Below are 16,344 nucleotides of genomic sequence, written 5' to 3'. Positions count from 1 at the left end.
GGTGCGCGGGACGTCACGGAACCCCCCGGGAAGCCTCGGCGAACTTCACGCCCGCCCGCCCGGTGTCCGGGACCGGGCCGGAGCCGGGGCGATTGTCAGTGGTGGGTGGGAAGGTGGGAACACCGAGTCGGAATGAGGGGGAGCCGCCATGTCCGGAAGCCAGAACTACATCAATCACGTTGCTCTTGTGCTGGACGCCAGTTCGTCCATGTCCCACCTGAACGGGAAGGTCGTCGAGGTCGCCGACCAGCAGATCGCCTATCTGGCCCGTCGATCGCAGGAATTGGACCAGGAAACCCGCGTGACGGTGTACGTATTCGCCGACCAGGTGGAATGCGTCATCTACGACAAGGACGTGCTGCGCATGCCGTCCCTGAAGCAGCTGTACCGGGTCGGCGGGATGACGGCACTGCTGGCGGCCACGCTGAAGTCGCAGAGGGAGCTGGCGCAGACGGCGCAACTGTACGGTGACCACAGCTTCCTGACGTTCGTACTGACCGACGGGCAGGAGAACGCGAGCCATCACGGCCCGGACGCCCCGAGCAGGGATCCGCGCGCGCTGGTGCGGGCCGTGGCCGAGATGATCGAGACGCAGGAGGACAACTGGACCCTGGCGGTCCTCGTGCCGGATCAGATGGGCAAGCGCGAAGCCATGCAGTGCGGATTCCCGAAGGACAACGTCGCCGTCTGGGACGCCACGAGCACGCAGGGTCTGGAGGAGGCCGGGCAGGTCATCCAGCAGGCCACCGAGAAATTCATGGTGGGCCGTTCCCAGGGCATCCGGGGATCGCGGGCGGTCTTCTCCACGGGTGCGGAGGCGGTCAACAAGAAGAGCATCCAGGCGGCCGGCCTCGCCCCGGTGGAGCAGTCGGAATACCAGCTGATTCCGGTGGCCCGTGAAGTGGCGATCCGGGAGTGGGTCGTCGAATGCGGGCACACCTACCGCACCGGCGGCGCGTTCTATCAGCTGAGCAAGTCGGAAAAGATACAGGCGCGCAAGCAGATCGCGGTGCTGGAGAAGAAGACGGACCGGGTGTACACGGGCCCGCAGGCCCGGGCCCTGCTCGGCCTGCCGGACACGGAGGTGCGCGTCAAGCCGGACCACAACGACGACTTCACGATCTTCGTGCAGAGCACCAGCGTGAACCGCAAGCTCGTACCGCACACGCGGCTCCTGCTCATGGTCTGAGCGCGGCCCGGAAGGCGGCGGCTCAGGAGGCGTCCGCAGGGGGGATCGGTTGTTCGGTCCAGATGGTCTTGCCGTCGGCGGTGTAGCGCGTCCCCCACCGGTCGGTCATCTGCGCGATGATGAACAGGCCCCGGCCGCCCTCCTCGTCGGTGGCGGCGTGGCGCAGGTGGGGGGAGGTGTGTCCGGTGTCGGAGACCTCGCAGATCAGGCCCTCGTCACGGATCAGGCGAATGCGGACGGGACCGTCGGTGTAGCGGATGGCGTTCGTGACCAGCTCGCTGACGATCAGTTCGGTGACGAACGCGAGCTCTTCGAGCCCCCATGCCTCCAGTTGCCGGGTGACGGCGTCCCGGGCGATGCCGGCCGACTCGGGCTCGCTCGCCAGCTCCCAGGTCGCCACGCGGTCCTCGTCGAGCTTGCGCGTACGCACGAGGAGCATGGCCACGTCGTCGTCCACGGGTCCGGGCAGCAGCTTCGCCAGCACGCTGTCGGACAGTTCCTCCAGGGGGAGCCGGTGATCGGCGAGGGTGTCGGCGAGCAGGGCGAGGGCCGCGTCGGCGTCGTGGCCGGCGGCCCGCACCAGGCCGTCGGTGAAGAGGACGATGAGGCTGCCGGGCACCAGCGGGAACTCGGCGCTCTGGAACGTCTGGCCGCCCAGGCCCAGGGGCGGGCCGGCGGGGACGTCCACGAAGGAGACCTCCCCGCCGGCCGCGTCGACCACCACGGGCGGCCGGCCGCCCGCCCGCGCCACGCTGCACCGCCCGGACACGGGGTCGTAGACGGCGTAGAGGCAGGTCACCTCGGCGCCCTGGGGGCGGTCGGGCCGTGGGCGGCCCGCACCGCGCTCGGTGGCCCCGTCCGTGGTCGTCGCTCCCGCCACGTCGTCCAAGTGGGTGAGGAGCTCGTCGGGAGACAGTTCCATCCTGGCGAGGACGCGCACGCTCGTGCGCAGGAGTCCCATGGCGGCGGCGGCCTGCAGTCCGTTTCCGGTCACGTTCCCGACCACCAGGCCGACGCGGGTCCCCGACAGGGGCACCACGTCGAACCAGTCGCCGCCCACTCCGGACCGGCTGTCGGCCGGCACGTAGCGGCTCGCCGCCTCGCACGCCGTCTGCGGCGCCAGGCTCCGCGGCAGCAGGCTGCGCTGGAGCTTGAGGGCCGCGGTGTGCTCGCGCGTGACGATCAGCATGAGGACGACGCCGATCAGCAGGGCCCCGATGCCGATCACGGTCACCCCGCCCGTGGGGCCGATCAGCGGCAGGTCGAAGACGGTGTCCCCGTAGCCGGGTTCGGCGTAGACGTGGAAGGCCGCGTAGCAGAACACCGAGAGCATCAGGAGTCCGCCGAGGCCCGGCAGCAGTCCTTTGGACACGAAGTCCTTGGTGCTGCGCGTGAGCACCTTGCGGTAGTACCAGACGCAGGCGAAGCCGGTCAGGCCGTAGTAGAACGCGATCGCGAGGCCGACCGACTCGATGGAGTCGGCCAGTACGTCGCGGCTGATCAGTGACAGCAGGACGTAGAAGACGATGGAGGCCAGGCCCATCCCCACGGTCGACCAGGTCGGGGTGAGGTACTTGCTGTGGACCCGGGCGAAGCGGGCCGGGACGGCCTTGTGCGCGGCCATCGAGAACACCGTCCGTGCCAGGGGCAGGATCGTGGTCTGGGTCGAGGCCGCCGCGGACGTGAGGACCATGAAGATCAGCAGCTCGGTGAGGAACAGGCCGCTGCCCTGGGCGCCGAAGACCGCGCTGCCCAGGTCGGACAGGACGTCATCGGCGTTGTCGGCGTTGGCCAGTCCGATGCCCGCGGTCCCGACTCCGGCGAAGGCCTGCGCCGCGGTGGCGACCGAGACGTAGATGATCAGCAGCAGCACGGTCGAGAGGACGGCGGCGCGCCCGGGGATGTACGTGCTGTCGGCGGTCTCCTCGTTGACGGTGACGGCGGTGTCCCAGCCCCAGTAGATGAAGACGGCGGCCAGCAGCCCCGCGGTCAGGGCTTCGACGGAGGGCACGTTCAGGGGGTTGAACCAGGACGCGGAGACGGGGATCGCCGTCGGCGGGGGGTCCGTGTAGACCCTGACCATGGCGGCGGTGGCGAGGACGACCAGTATGACCACCTCGACGGTCAGGAGCCCGCGCTGCACCGCGGCGGAGATCTCGATGCCGACGTACGAGACGGCGGTCATCACGGCGATCCAGACCACGCCCGCGAGGGTGACCCACAGCCTGCTCTCGGCGAGCGACTCGAGTCCGAGCAGCCGGAAGGTGTAGACACCGGCGATCTCCGCGAGGTTCGCCATCACGATCACGTCGGCGACGATGATGCCCCAGCCGCCCATCCAGCCGACGCGGGGGCCGAAGGCGCGGGTCGCCCACGTGAAGGTGGTGCCGCAGTCGGCGTCGCTCGCGTTGAGTTCCCGGTAGGCGTAGGCGATCAGCAGCATCGGGATGAAGGCCAGGATCATGATGACCGGGGCCTGGAGGCCGACCCTCGACACGACGAGGCCGAGCGTGGCCGCGAGGCTGTAGGCCGGAGCGGTGGACGCCACACCGATGGCCACGCAGGAGGCCAGGTTCAGGGCGCCGGTCTTCAGGCCCTTCTCCCCCGGGCCGGCGCCCGCGGCGATCGGCGTCGTGGTGTCCGCCGAACCACTGGACGGTGTCAAAACCGAATCACCGACTCCCCGATCCGTCCGGTATGCCCTGCCTGTGCATCTTCCCCCAGGGGAAATTGGCAGCGCGGTCCGACATGCCGCACGGCGCGGCCGCTGGGGTGGACGGGACCGCACGATCACTTGCTGAAACTTGCTGCAAGATTTTGCAGAGCTCGGTAGGCTGCGGGCGCTCCGTCTCTCCCCCCGAAGGGACCACTCCCCATGCAGCGAACCGCACCGCGGCGCGTCGGCGTCACCGCGGCCGCACTGGCGGCACTGGCCGCCACGATCCTCCCCTCGGCCACACCGTCCTCGGCGGCGGACACCCCCGCGGGTTCGCCCGTCCGCTTCGAGGTCACGGCCGCCACCGACTGGGGCGACCAGGTCCTCGTCGTCGGCAACGTCGCGGCACTGGGGTCCTGGGATCCGGGCCGGGCGGTCCCGCTCGACGCGCACGGCTATCCCACCTGGGCCGCGCAGACCCTCGTCACCTCCGAGTCAGCGGTCGACGGCGTCGCGGACGTCAAGGGCATAGGGGACGTCGAGTACAAGTACCTGGTGCGGGAGTCCGACGGCACGCTCACCTGGGAGGACGGCCCGAACCGCCTCCTGCGTCCCCGGCCCGGCTCCCCCGTCACCACCCGGGACGCCTTCCGGGTCTCCCCCGGCACGCCCGCCTCCGGCATCGCGCCCACCTGCGTCACCTGGTCCACGTCCTGGCGTTACACCGCGGTCTTCAACGGGTGCGGGTCCGCGTACGGCCTTCAGGTGCTGCACCGGGACGGGAGCCGGTCGGCCTGCCGGGGGGTTCCCGCCACGGCGACCGCCACGTTCCCGGGCTACGGACCTGACGAGAACCACCCCGTGGCGGTCAGTCACTGCTGACCCGGCCGACGCCCGGGCCGACGGCGTCGGGACCGCTGACGCGCCGGGCCACCGACGCGCTGGACGCGCCGCCTCAGATCGCGCGGAGGGCGCCCGGGCGACGGCCCGTGAGGCGGTCGAGCGCCGCGGCGGTCTCGGCGTCGGCGGGGAGGTTGACGATGAGCTGCTGGTCGTCGTCGGCGGACAGGTCGAGGGTCTCGTACGACAGCCGCAGCTCCCCCGCCTCGGGGTGGACCAGCCGAAGGACGCCGGTCGGCTTCGGCAGCCCCGTCAGGGTCGCCAGCCGCCCGGAGAACTCGGCGCCGCAGGACACGGTCAGTTCCGCCATCAGTGCCGCGGCATGGGCGTCGGACTGCCCCGCGCCCTGCTTGAGGGCCGCGACCAGTTCGTCCGCCACCCGGTTCCACTCGGGGTAGGCGGTACGGGCCCGCGGGTCGGTGAAGGCGAACCGGGCCAGGCTCGGCGGGCTCGCGTCCAGGAGCCCGATCGGCTCCGCCAGCCGCCGGTAGCCGTCCGTACAGGCCAGGATCTCCCCCAGCCGGTTCACCACCAGCGCGGGCGTCGGCTCCAGCCGGTCGAGCAGCGCGTGCACGGTGGGCCGCACCTCCCGGTTCGGGCCGGCCTCGCCCATGCAGCTGAAGCCGGGTTCGGCGCCCTTGGCGAGCCGGTGGAGGTGGACGCGTTCGGCGGCGGTGAGCCGCAGGGCGTCCGCCAGGGCCGCCAGCACCTGGGCCGACGGGCGCCGGTCCCGGCCCTGCTCCAGCCTGGTGACGTACTCGACGCTGACGCCGGCGAGGGTGGCCAGTTCGGCGCGCCGCAGTCCGGGGGTGCGGCGGCGCGGGCCGGAGGGCAGCCCCACCTCGGACGGGGTGACGGCCTCGCGGCGCAGGCGCAGGAAGAGTCCCAGCTCGTTGTCGCTCACCGGGCGAACGTAACACCCGCCGCGGGAGCGGATCGTGGCCCTGTCCCTACCACCCTCCGCACGGCCTCCCTGGTACCGCTCACCGCTGACAGGTTGGGAGCACGGCCCCCGGCAGCGGGGCGCCGGCCCATGACGATCCGTCATGACCCGTCACCCGTCGAGGAGTACCAGCATGTCCAGTGAACGACTGAATCTCGCCGTGATCATCGGCAGTGTCCGGGAGGGCCGCTTCGGCCCCGTGGTGGCGAAGTGGTTCGCCGAACAGGCGGGGGCGCACGATGCGTTCACGGTCGACGTGATCGACCTGGCGGACATCGACATTCCGCTCGCGCTGCCGCCCGTGCCGCCCTTGATGGATCCGGAGATGGCGCGCCCCGCCGCGATGGACGAACTGACCCGGCGTCTGGCCGCCGCCGACGCGTTCGTGATCGTGACGCCCGACTACAACCGCAGCTTCCCGGCCTCGCTGAAGGCCGCGATCGACTGGTACAGCACCGAGTGGCAGGCCAAGCCGGTCGGCTTCGTCGGATACAGCGGAGCCAGCGGCGGTCTGCTGGCGATCGAGCAGCTGCGGCAGGTCTTCAACGAGCTGCAGGCGCACACGGTCCGGGACTACGTCTCCTTCCCCCGCTACTACGTGATGTTCTCGCCCGAGGGCGCGCTGCTGCAGCCGGAGGAGCCCGAAGGCGCGGCCAAGGCCATGCTCGACCAGTTGCTGTGGTGGGGGGCCGTGCTGCGTGACGCGCGCCGGGACCGTCGTCACGCGGCGAGCCGGTAGGGGTCAGGGGCAGGTGGTCGTCGGGGCGTCGTGGACGAGGGCGCAGATCATCTGCTCGCCACGGCGCCCCGGGTACTCGGTGCGCACGGCGGTCTGGAAGTCGCTCCACTGCCGGCGGACGTCCTGGGCGGCGAGGTCCGTGGCCCGCTGGAAGTTGCCGTCGCGCGAGCGCCGGGCGACGTCGGTGTCCTTGGCGAGGGTGCCGTTGTGCTGAACGCGTCCCATGCAGTCGGCGGGCCGGCTGCCGGTGGAATCGAAGTCCGGGTAGCAGCCGGTCGTGAGGTCCTCGGGGATCTCGGCCGCCGCCCGCCCGGTCCACTCGGCGTCCGTCATGGTGCTGTAGCGGCCGACGGCGAAGAACGGGGCGACGGCCGTACGGCCGAGGCCGGGCGGGTTGGTGACGCCGATGGCTCCCGTGGTGCGGTCGGCCCAGTTGCTGTGGGCGTAGAAGTCCTCGATCGTGTGCCAGCCCCGCCCGAGCTGCTCGAGCACGCCGCACTTGGCCCGTCCCGGCGCTTCGTCCCAGGGACACGGCGTACGCAGGTCGGTCGCCTCGGCACGGACGCGGCCGTCGGCGTCGACGAGCCCGTCGGCGTACCGGACGGCGGCGCGGAAGCGGGCGACGGCGCCGCGGACGCAGGCCAGCAGCTCGGTGGTCGCCTCGTCCCGGCTGCGCGGGTAGCCGGGGGCGTGGGCGGGGCCGAGGTAGTCGGCGTTGTCGCAGTGCAGGGTGCCCAGCTTGAAGTAGTCGCCGCGGTCGTCGGCGTTGACCGCGCCGGTACGGGAGTCGGCCATCGCCGTCAGGGTCCGGGGTTCCCAGGGCAGGGCGGCCCGGGTGATCTTCTCATGGTGGTCGCCGGTGAACGCCGCGGCCGGGGCAGGCGCGAGGACGGCCGGAGCGACCACGCAGGCCAGCGCGGCCAGCACCGTCGGGGACCGGTGTCGGGGACGAACGTTCTTCGGTGCCACGGCGTCTCCCTGCGGACCGGAACGGGTGCACGGGGTCGGTGCCCGGGACGGGCGCCCGGGATCGGTTCCCGGGACGGGTGCACGGGCCGGCTGTTCCCTGCCGGGCGGGACACGCGTCGGCGCGCAGCCACGCCCCCGCCTCGCTTTCCCCGAACATACGCCTGCCCGGATGCCGTCGCCTCCCAGGCGACCCGCGTCCGGCGAGAGGTGGGGGTGGGGGCCGGCGCGCACGGGGGAGAGCGCCGGCCCCCTGGAAGGGCCACCGGGACCGGGGGCGGGTGGTCCGGGCGGCCGTGGTGTGCCGTGCCCCGCGCCACGCCCTGCCGGGGGCAGGGCCGCAGAATCGAACGAGGCAGCGGTTGAACTGTAAAGCATCCCTGGCGACGGCATCCGGCCACCCCCCTCTACGGGGCCCCGCCACCCCCGTGCGGTCCGGCGCCGCTCCACGAGGCGGCCCCGACCGTCCGCATCCCCTCGCGGTGCGCCCGGGCCGTGGCCATCAGTCCGTCGAGTGCGTCGCGGGTGCGGATGAGGTCGGCGATGTGGCCGGAGAGCCGGTCGCGCTCCTGTGCCATCCGCTCCAGCGCGGCGTCGGAGTTCTCCTCGCTGGGCGCATCCACGCACGGCAGCAGTTCGGCGATCGTGCGGCTGGAGAGCCCTGCGGCGTACAGCCGCTGGATGAACGCGACCCGCTCCACCTCCCCGTCCGTGTAGTGCCGCTGCCCGCTGGCGCTGCGGGTGCTGGTGAGCAGCCCCTGCTCCTCGTAATAGCGCACCGACCGGACGCTGACCCCGGCCTGCGCCGCGAGCTCTCCGATACGCATCTCGCCCTCCCCACTGTGACCTGCGACATACAGCTTGCCTCTGACGTCAATGTCAGGTTTTAGCGTAGCCGACGTGCCCGGCAGCCGGGCGCTACGGAGCGCGAAGGAGTCCCCCGTGACAACGCTTTTCGACCGCCACCGACTCGGTGACCTGACCCTGCCGAACCGGGTGGTGATGGCCCCGATGACACGGGTCCGGGCCACGGCCGGCGGTCTGGCCACGCCGTCGATGGCGACGTACTACGCCCAGCGGGCGACGGCCGGGCTGATCGTGACCGAGGGCGTGCAGCCGAGTCTGATCGGGCAGTCCAACCCCGGCACGCCGGGACTGCACACCGATCAGCAGGTCGACGCCTGGCGCCCGGTGACCGCCGCGGTGCACGCCAACGGCGGACGGCTCTTCGCCCAGATCATGCACGGCGGACGGGTCTCGCACCCCGACACCACCGGTATGCGGCCGGTCGGCCCCTCGGCCGTCCCCGCCACCGGAGAGGTGTTCACCCCGGCCGGGCCGCGGCCGGCACCCGTGCCGCGCGCCCTGGACACCGCCGAGGTGCCCGAACACGCCGGGTCGTACGCCGAGGCCGCCCGCCGCGCCGTCGACGCCGGCTTCGACGGCGTCGAGCTGCACGGCGCCAACGGCTACCTGATCTCCCAGTTCCTCTCCTCGAACGCCAACCTGCGCACGGACCGCTACGGCGGCTCGGTGACCAACCGGATCCGGTTCGCCGTCGAGGCCGTGTCCGCCACCGTCGATGCCGTCGGCGGCACCCGGACCGGCATCCGCCTCTCCCCCGGCGGCACCTTCTGGGGCGTCGCGGAAACCGATGTTCCGGCGCTCTACGCCGCACTGCTCGCCGAGCTCGCCCGCCTCGACGTGGCCTATGTCCATCTGGAGGCCACCACCGACGAGGACGTGCTCGTCGCCCTGCGCCGCGCCTGGCCGGGCACCCTCATCATGAACCCGACGCTCCCGATGGGGCCCCGGCAGACCGGCCGGTCCGACGCGGACCACTGGCTCGGGCTCGGCGCCGACCTCATCAGCTTCGGCCGGGCCTTCATCTCCAACCCCGACCTGGTCGAGCGGCTGCGCCTGGGACTGCCGACCGCCCCGGTGGACGAGGCCACGTACTACCAGGGCGGCGACGCGGGGTACCTGACCTACTCGGCGTACCGGCACACCCACTGACCCCGGCGGGCCCCGGCGGCGCGCCGCCCCCCGCGCCGCCCGGCCGCGTCGCCCGGCCGCGGCCGCTCCCTCACCCGTCGGGGGGCGTGTCGGCGTACGAATGCGTCGCCGCGGTTGCACGGGGCGGGCCCCCGTACAGGCTGGGAGGCACCGCACCAGCTGACCCACGGCGAGGGGCCCGATGATCGTGTCGATGATGTCGATGCCGGAGGGCACCGTGACACGTATCGACGTGTCGCAGGCACGACATCATCTGGCCGCGTCCCCGTTCCTGCTCGTGGACGTGGAGCTGCCCGAGGAAACCGCACCCGGCGAACAGCCGCTCGCCCACCTGCTCGGCCTGGAGGCCGAGGACCTGGCCTGGCTCGGCCGGGAGGGGGAGGACACCCGGGCCGAGATCCTCGGGGACCGCGCGGCGTTCGTCGTGCCCGCGGTCGAGGAGGAACGGGTCGTCGACGTCCATGCCGTGGTGACCGAGCGGTACCTGATCACGGTGCACCGGGGGCCGGTCTCGTTGATCGGGAACCTCACCGCCCGGTTGCCGCGCGAGAGCCCCTCGGATCCCGTGGCCATGCTGTTCCTGCTGCTCGACGAGGCCCTGGAGACCTATCGCCGGTGCGCCGTCCGGGCGCTCCTGGAGGTGGAGGACCTGGAGGACGCCATGTTCCGCGGGCGGCAGCCCGAGCAGCTGTACCGGCTGGCGCGGCTGCGACGGACCGCGGCGCTCCTGCACCACACCCTGCTGCCCTATCTCCGGGTGGCGGAGGAGACCGTCACGCGCCGGATGCTGAGCCACGGTTTCCGGGAGGGCCGCGAGCGGCTCGTTCGCGAGTACCAGCGCACCGCCCGACTGGTGCTCACGGACATCGAGTCCCTCCAGGAGGCCGCCCGGCGGGCGTTCGGCAGCTACTCCTCCCTGGTGTCCGGCGACCAGAACGGTGTGATCAACCGCCTGGTGGTCGTTTCGACGATCTTTCTGCCGCTGACCTTCCTGACGGGGTTCTTCGGCATGAACTTCGCCTACCTGACGGACGAGTTGGAGAGCGGAGCCGTCTTCTGGCTGCTCGCCGTGGGTCTGCAGGTGGTCTTCCTGGTCGCCGCGCTGTACGTGCTGCACCGCACCCGCCTGTGGCGACGGCTGCGCGAGGACGAGGGCGATCCCGACGACGACCGGTAGGCGCCCGGGATCGGTAGGCGGGCGCCGGGAGCTGTCCGGCTACGGACGCCGCTGGCCGAGGATGCAGAACCAGGCCGGCAACGCAGTTCGGCAAGGGGGGCCGTGCGCCTCAGGACGGGGCGAGGACGCAGAACTCGTGACCCTCCGGGTCGACCAGGGACGTCCACGGGACGTCGCCCTGGCCGATGTCGATGCCGTCGGCGCCGAGGGCCCGCAGCCGGGCCACTTCCGCCTCCTTGTCGTCGCCGGGGTACGGCAGCAGGTCGAGGTGGACACGGTCCGGCGCGGTCTTCACACCGGGCGTGCGCAGGAAGTCGAGGTACGGGCCGGTGCCCTTGGCGGAGCGCAGCACCGCGCGGTCGTCCGTCACCTCGTGCAGGGTCCAGTCCACGGCTCCGCCCCAGAACCGGGCCATGTTCCGCGGGTCGGCGCAGTCGACGACCACCCGGGCGATCGGCCCGGTGTCCCGGTACATCTCCCGGGGCTCCAGAACGCAGAACTCGTTGCCCTCCGGGTCGGCGAGGACCGTCCACGGCACGTCGCCCTGGCCCATGTCGACGGGCTGCGCGCCCAGGGCGCGCAGCCGCGCGACCAGTTCCGCCCGGTGGGCCTCGGAGGTGGTGGCGAGATCGAGGTGCGTACGGTTCTTCGCCGTCGTCTTGCGCTCCGGAACGGGAACGACGTCGATGCCGAGGGCGACCGGGTCCGGCCAGACGAAGTCCTCCGAGGGCCCCACGTAGGTGGTCACACCGGGCCGGAAGACGCTCCAGCCGAGCGCCTCCCCCCAGAACCGGCCGACCGCCGGGCCGTCGAGGGCCTTCACGTTGACATGAACGGGTCGCAATGCCATGCAGGCGATCGTACCCACTGCGATCATGAGGGCGTACGTCGCCGTCCAGACTGAGAAGGGGAACTCCATCATGCTCTGGCCCGCGCTCCGCGCGCTCTCCCACGGAGAGCTGACATCCGACCAGGTGAGGTGGCTGACCGACGCGTTCCGTCTGGAGGAGGCGCCCCGTACCGAGGGGCCCGGGGCGGCCCGGAGCATCGCGCACCGCTCGGCCACCGACGAGTCGGGCAACCGCCTCGTGCTGGACCTCGCCCGCGCGGGCGCGTCCGGGTGGGTGTTCACGTTGTTCTACGAGGGGCAGCGGCCCCCGGTCGGCACCGTCGAGGCCCACCGGACCCTGTTCCGGGACGCGGTCGAGCGGCTCGGCCTCACCCTCGTCGAGATCACCCCCGCCGCCACCGCCGACGAGGTGCTGGTCGCGCCCGCGCCGCCGGCCGGGAGCCCCGAGTCGGCGTTCGCCGCGCACTGGGACCTGCCCTCCGACGAACTGGACCGTGTATGGGCCCGGGTCGGCCTGCGCAGCGACGCGCCCCGGGAGGTGAAGGAGGTCAAGCTGCGCGAGCTGATGCGGACACCGGCCTGGTCCACCGCTCCCGAGGGGCTGCGGCGGCGGGCCGAGGAGTTCCTGCGGGGCGACTGACCACGCCCGCGGGATCCGCCGGGCAGGGGTCGGCGCGCCCGGCGGAGCGGGGTTCAGCGGGTCAGCGGGTCAGCGGGTGCCGGACGTACTCCGGGTGGGCCACCCCGACCTCGATGTGGTTCTCGTCGAGGCCATTGCTGATCCGCAGGCCGCCCCCCGCGAAGACGAACTCCACCGCCACCGTTCCGGCCGCCATGTCGGCGGCGGCCGCCGGCCGCCATTCGAGCAGGGCCGCCTCCCGCAGTTCCTGGCCGACGAACGGTTCGAGGCGCCCGTCGTCGTACGACCACTGCGGTGTGAGCTCGAACCACTCCCAGCCGGTGATGCGCGCCGCGGTGTCGACCGGGTCCCAGCCGATCGCGAGTTCGTCGAACTTCGTGTGGCAGACCGCCACCTGGACGCCGTCGAAGTCGAACACCACGGGGCACTCGGCGTACCAGTCCCCGTCCTCGGCGAAGCGCACCAGGGCGAACCCCGTCAGGCGCCTGCCGGTGAGCGCCGCGAGCCGTGATCCGTGCGCCCGCCGGACCGCGTCGATCCCGACCAGGAAGGACGGCTCGAAGCCGGTGATCCCCATGTCCACGGGACGCACTCTCGCAGCCCTCGGGTCGTCTGGCCAGCACGTTTTCAACCCGCGGGGCGTTCGAAGGCCTGGAGCACGCCGCCGAGGGAGAAGCACAGGGCGCCGCACAGCGTCCCCCAGTTGGCGATGTCGGTGTTGACCGGACTGCCCGTGGCGGGCCGGGTGAAAGCGGCCAGGGCCGAGACCATGAACAGCACCGAGCCGAGCTGATTGACCGCGACGACCCACCAGCCCAGGCTGCGCGAGCGCAGGCAGGGCCGCGGGCGGTGGCAGATCTCGACGAACGCCAGATGCCCCGACACCAGGAACAGCACGCATCCGACCATGTCGGGAGTCCAGATCAGCCGGTTGGTCTGCCGGACGGTGAGCCCTTCCAGGAAGGAGTCCACCAGGTTGACGCCGAAGACGAGCGTCCCGAGGAACAGCACGAACGCGCTCAGCCAGTCCAGCCGCATCGGCTCGTACCCCCACCAGCGCCAGTCGGACGTGACCAGGCCGGTGCCCCCGGGAGCGTGGCGGGGCCCGTTCAGCACCTGGAGGAGGGAGACGTAACCGCCGGTGTTGAAGAACAGACCGCCCGCGAAGTAGATCGCGGCGCTCTCGGCCGTATCGCCCCAGCCGAACTGGGACACCGCGGCGCCGAGGGCGAAGAGCGCGCCGCCGATGACGAACGCGCCGGAGGCGATGGCCCCCAGCCGTCGCAGCCGGCCCAGGGCCCGGGCATCGGCGGTCGCGGCTCTGGCGGCCGTGTCGCCCGGCCCGCGCACCGCGAGCGTTCCGCGCCGGCGTGCGGGTCGCGACTCCCACACCACCGTGTCCCCTTCGGGGCGGTGCCAGGTGAGCCGGGTGGTGAACGGTCCTGCGCCTTCGGCGCGCTGCTCGGGCTGTACCACGGCCCGAGCGTAGCGGCAGAGCGGTGGCGAGGACGTGATCACACCACCGGGGCCGTCCTCGCCGCCGGGTGCGAGGCGGGGGACGGTGTCAGGTGTGCAGCCGGCTGTTGGGGCCGTCCTGGTCACCGGCGCTCTCGTCGTTGAACCAGTAGTCGCCGGCGGCCAGGTACCGGAACGAGTGGGTGTGTTCGCTGGGCAGCTCGATCGTGACCGCGCGCTTGCCGTCCTTACGGGGCACGAGCGTGTGGACGCCCGGCTTCCAGCCGTTGAAGTCGCCCACCACACTGACCGGGCCCGGCGGGATGTCGGCGGGGAGGATGAACGTGACCTCGGTTCGGTCCTTACGCAGCGTGCGCTCCAGCATGGGTGGGCTCCTGACGGCCGAGACGGATGGCTACCGGCACATCGTCGACGACACGAGCCCCGTCCGCACGCCGGACAGACCCTAGTGCCGTGACCGGCACTAGCCCCGCGGCCCCCTCGTCGCTTCGGCGCGGCGGAACGCCTCGTCGCAGGTGCGGCCGGAGCGCCTGGCCACCAGGGAGAGGGTGTGGAGCAGGCCGCCGTTGGTGAATTCCAGGCGCCAGGAACCACTGGTGAGCGCCACCGCCGGGACGGGCTCGCCGTGGCGGGCCGTGACCTGCCAGCCGCGGTCCTCCAGGGCGGTTTCGAGGGCCGCGAGCCGGGTGTCGTCGGCGGGGCCGTCGCCGGTCCAGGACGCGATGCAGTCGGCGAGGTCCCGGTCCTCGGTGACGGGCGCCGCGTCCGGGGTGAGCCCCGCGGCGGTGGCCGCGGCGGCGAGTTCCGCGGCGACCTCGCCGCGCGAGGGGTCTCCGCCGGGGCGGGGCGGTGCCTTCGTGGCCCCGGGTTCCCGTACCCAGCCGTCCCGGGCGTCCTCGTCGGGCGCGGCCAGGACGACCCCGCCGACGGCGAGCGTGCCCGCGAGGACGGCGACCCCTGCGGCCGCCGCCCACGCGACCGCGTGCCCGTTCCCCCTCACGTCCGTCCCCCACCTGTCGCGGCTCGCCGCCGGAACCTGGTGCCCGGCGGCAGGCGACAGGCTACTGCCCGTGGTGCGGGCGCCGGCGATCGGCCCTGGCGAGGGAGCCGGCCCGCCCTCGGCAGGCCGATCGCCGGCCGGGAGCGGCGGCCATCGCCGGGCCGGTGGGTCCCCCGACTGGCCCCCTGTGCGCGCCGGGCGTTCCATCGAAGGACAGGGACGCGTCCCCGTGGCCGGCCGGAGACGGCTCGTACGCGGCGAGGGACGCAGGGCGGGTGTCCTCCCCCGGGCCCGGTCGGGGGCCCTTCGCGGCAGGAGGCCGGCATGATCCTCGTACCCCGTGGGGCGGGCCGGGCCGGCCGTCGGACCGCCGCGGTCGGGACCGCGCGCACCGGTCGCGCCCGGATGGTGATGCTGTGCGCCGCCGCGCTGGCCGGTACGGCCCTGCCGGCCGGCGACGCCTGGGCCGCCGAGGGCGCGCGGGCCGCCCCCGCGTCGTGCGTGTCCTCCCCCACGCCGACGGGCGGCGAGGCGAAGCAGATCCTGGACATCGCCCGGTCCGCCCAGAAGGAGCTGGACCTGAAGGCGGTCGTGCTGCGGGTCACGCGCGACGGGCGCGAGATCCTGACGACCGCGCTCGGCACGTCGATGTGGGGTGTCCCGGCCACGGCGGACATGCACTTCCGGGCCGGCTCGGTGGCCATCGTCTACATGGGCATCGCGGCACTCCAGCTCGTCGAGGAGGGCAAGGCCGGGCTCGACGACCCGATCTCGCGCTGGCTCCCCGACGCCCCGCACGCCGACGAGATCACCCTGCGCATGCTGGGCAGCAGCACGTCGGGCCTGCGTGACTACGTGCCCGATCCGAAGTTCCTCGCGGCCCTGTACGCCGACCCGTTCCGCCAGTGGACGCCCGACGAGCTCGTGGGCATCTCCGCCTCCCACCCGCTGCTCTACGAGCCGGGGACGAGCTGGAGCTACTCGCACGCGAACTTCGTCCTGCTCGGGCAGGCCCTGGAGAAGATCTCCGGCATGCCCCTGGCCGAGCTGCTGGACCGGCGGATCATGGATCCGGCCGGGCTGGCCGACACCCGCAACAGCTCCACCCCCGAGATCGAGGAGCCCGTCCTGCACTCCTACGACGCGGAGCGCGGCAGGTACGAGGAGTCCACGTACTGGAACCCCTCCTGGACCACGGCCCCCGGCGCGGTCCTGAACACCCACGTCTGCGATCTGGCCCGGTCGGCCGAGGCGGTCGGCAAGGGCGAGCTCCTCACGCCCGCGAGCTTCAGGACCCAGCTCGATCCGGGCACGGTCGGCCTCGGCGGCAGGACTCCCGGCTGCCTGCCCAGCGAGTGTTTCCGTCAGCTTCCCGAACGGCACTTCGGGTACGGCGTGATCGTCCAGAACGGATGGATCCAGTCGAACCCGTCCTTCGCGGGGTACGCGGCCATTCAGGCGTACCTCCCGTCGAAGCGGCTCGCGATAGCGGTCTCCACGACCGTGGGCCCCGACGCGCCGGGGTACAACACGGCGCAGACCATCGCCGGCCGGATCGCCGAGCTCCTGGCGCCCGGAAACTCCCTCGCGGGAGCGGCCCCGCCCACGCCCACCCGACCGGCCCCCACACCGGCCCCCACACCGACACCGACGCCGACACCGGCACCGGCACCGGCACCGGCACCACCGGGTCGAACATTCGGCTGAGGCCAAATCGAGCCGGAAAGACGCTGGTCCGGGGGGTCCGGTGGCCGCGGAACGGCGGATCCGGACACCGCGTGCTTCCGGCAGG

General features: G+C 72.6%; 16 protein-coding genes. 7 read left to right on the top strand and 9 right to left on the bottom strand.

The genetic code is table 11. The features are described 5' to 3' along the window. Window positions 1-148: 148 nt before the first annotated feature. Window positions 149-1,189: a vWA domain-containing protein gene (locus tag ACZ6KO_RS26320; RefSeq protein ID WP_469306482.1), complete on the top strand. Its 1,041-nt coding sequence runs from the start codon at window positions 149-151 to the stop codon at window positions 1,187-1,189. Window positions 1,190-1,211: 22 nt separating this feature from the next. On the opposite strand, the gene ACZ6KO_RS26315 is transcribed toward ACZ6KO_RS26320, so the two are convergent. Next, a complete protein-coding gene (locus ACZ6KO_RS26315; protein ID WP_469306481.1) occupies window positions 1,212-3,854 on the bottom strand; it encodes an amino acid permease in 2,643 nt (880 codons plus the stop codon). 210 nt (window positions 3,855-4,064) lie between these two features. On the opposite strand from ACZ6KO_RS26315, the gene ACZ6KO_RS26310 reads away from it, so the two are divergent. Continuing rightward, complete coding sequence (locus tag ACZ6KO_RS26310) at window positions 4,065-4,727, top strand: carbohydrate-binding module family 20 domain-containing protein (protein WP_469306480.1); 663 nt, start codon at window positions 4,065-4,067, stop codon at window positions 4,725-4,727. 73 nt (window positions 4,728-4,800) lie between these two features. On the opposite strand, the gene ACZ6KO_RS26305 is transcribed toward ACZ6KO_RS26310, so the two are convergent. Beyond that, complete coding sequence (locus tag ACZ6KO_RS26305; RefSeq protein WP_469306479.1) at window positions 4,801-5,649, bottom strand: helix-turn-helix domain-containing protein; 849 nt, start codon at window positions 5,647-5,649, stop codon at window positions 4,801-4,803. A 172-nt stretch (window positions 5,650-5,821) separates the two neighbouring features. On the opposite strand from ACZ6KO_RS26305, the gene ACZ6KO_RS26300 reads away from it, so the two are divergent. Continuing rightward, the gene (locus ACZ6KO_RS26300; protein ID WP_469306478.1) at window positions 5,822-6,427 is read left to right on the top strand and encodes an NADPH-dependent FMN reductase; all 606 of its coding nucleotides are present in this window, start codon (window positions 5,822-5,824) and stop codon (window positions 6,425-6,427) included. 3 nt (window positions 6,428-6,430) lie between these two features. Here ACZ6KO_RS26300 and ACZ6KO_RS26295 read toward each other — a convergent pair whose 3' ends face one another. Beyond that, window positions 6,431-7,396 (bottom strand): CinY protein, encoded by a 966-nt coding sequence (locus ACZ6KO_RS26295; RefSeq protein ID WP_469306477.1) that lies wholly within the window; start codon window positions 7,394-7,396, stop codon window positions 6,431-6,433. 404 nt (window positions 7,397-7,800) lie between these two features. Beyond that, window positions 7,801-8,220 (bottom strand): MerR family transcriptional regulator, encoded by a 420-nt coding sequence (locus tag ACZ6KO_RS26290; protein ID WP_469306476.1) that lies wholly within the window; start codon window positions 8,218-8,220, stop codon window positions 7,801-7,803. A 115-nt stretch (window positions 8,221-8,335) separates the two neighbouring features. Between ACZ6KO_RS26290 and ACZ6KO_RS26285 the strand changes: the two genes are divergently transcribed. After that, window positions 8,336-9,409, top strand: coding sequence for an alkene reductase (locus tag ACZ6KO_RS26285; protein WP_469306475.1), 1,074 nt, complete (start codon window positions 8,336-8,338; stop codon window positions 9,407-9,409). Window positions 9,410-9,626: 217 nt separating this feature from the next. Further along, entirely contained in the window at window positions 9,627-10,586 is a 960-nt protein-coding gene (locus ACZ6KO_RS26280; RefSeq protein ID WP_469306474.1) for a magnesium transporter CorA family protein, read from the top strand. A gap of 109 nt (window positions 10,587-10,695) precedes the next feature. Here ACZ6KO_RS26280 and ACZ6KO_RS26275 read toward each other — a convergent pair whose 3' ends face one another. Then, a complete protein-coding gene (locus ACZ6KO_RS26275) occupies window positions 10,696-11,436 on the bottom strand; it encodes a VOC family protein (protein WP_469306473.1) in 741 nt (246 codons plus the stop codon). A 25-nt stretch (window positions 11,437-11,461) separates the two neighbouring features. Here ACZ6KO_RS26275 and ACZ6KO_RS26270 point away from each other — a divergent pair, with 25 nt between their 5' ends. Continuing rightward, complete coding sequence (locus tag ACZ6KO_RS26270; protein WP_469306472.1) at window positions 11,462-12,076, top strand: hypothetical protein; 615 nt, start codon at window positions 11,462-11,464, stop codon at window positions 12,074-12,076. A 61-nt stretch (window positions 12,077-12,137) separates the two neighbouring features. Here ACZ6KO_RS26270 and ACZ6KO_RS26265 read toward each other — a convergent pair whose 3' ends face one another. The 4 genes from ACZ6KO_RS26265 to ACZ6KO_RS26250 form a co-directional block, all read right to left on the bottom strand. Next, entirely contained in the window at window positions 12,138-12,653 is a 516-nt protein-coding gene (locus ACZ6KO_RS26265; RefSeq protein WP_469306577.1) for a hypothetical protein, read from the bottom strand. A 50-nt stretch (window positions 12,654-12,703) separates the two neighbouring features. Beyond that, the gene (locus tag ACZ6KO_RS26260; RefSeq protein WP_469306471.1) at window positions 12,704-13,552 is read right to left on the bottom strand and encodes a hypothetical protein; all 849 of its coding nucleotides are present in this window, start codon (window positions 13,550-13,552) and stop codon (window positions 12,704-12,706) included. Window positions 13,553-13,640: 88 nt separating this feature from the next. Then, the gene (locus ACZ6KO_RS26255) at window positions 13,641-13,916 is read right to left on the bottom strand and encodes an isoamylase early set domain-containing protein (RefSeq protein ID WP_469306470.1); all 276 of its coding nucleotides are present in this window, start codon (window positions 13,914-13,916) and stop codon (window positions 13,641-13,643) included. Between the two features lie 99 nt (window positions 13,917-14,015). After that, window positions 14,016-14,552: a hypothetical protein gene (locus tag ACZ6KO_RS26250; RefSeq protein ID WP_469306469.1), complete on the bottom strand. Its 537-nt coding sequence runs from the start codon at window positions 14,550-14,552 to the stop codon at window positions 14,016-14,018. Between the two features lie 324 nt (window positions 14,553-14,876). On the opposite strand from ACZ6KO_RS26250, the gene ACZ6KO_RS26245 reads away from it, so the two are divergent. Further along, on the top strand, window positions 14,877-16,259 hold the full coding sequence (locus ACZ6KO_RS26245) for a serine hydrolase domain-containing protein (RefSeq protein ID WP_469306468.1): 1,383 nt from the start codon (window positions 14,877-14,879) through the stop codon (window positions 16,257-16,259). The last annotated feature ends 85 nt before the right edge of the window (window positions 16,260-16,344 follow it).

It is taken from the genome of Streptomyces sp. NPDC042102 (assembly GCF_055582305.1).
The sequence above is the reverse complement of the archived record's forward strand: the minus strand, read 5'-3'. Positions and strand labels throughout refer to the sequence as shown.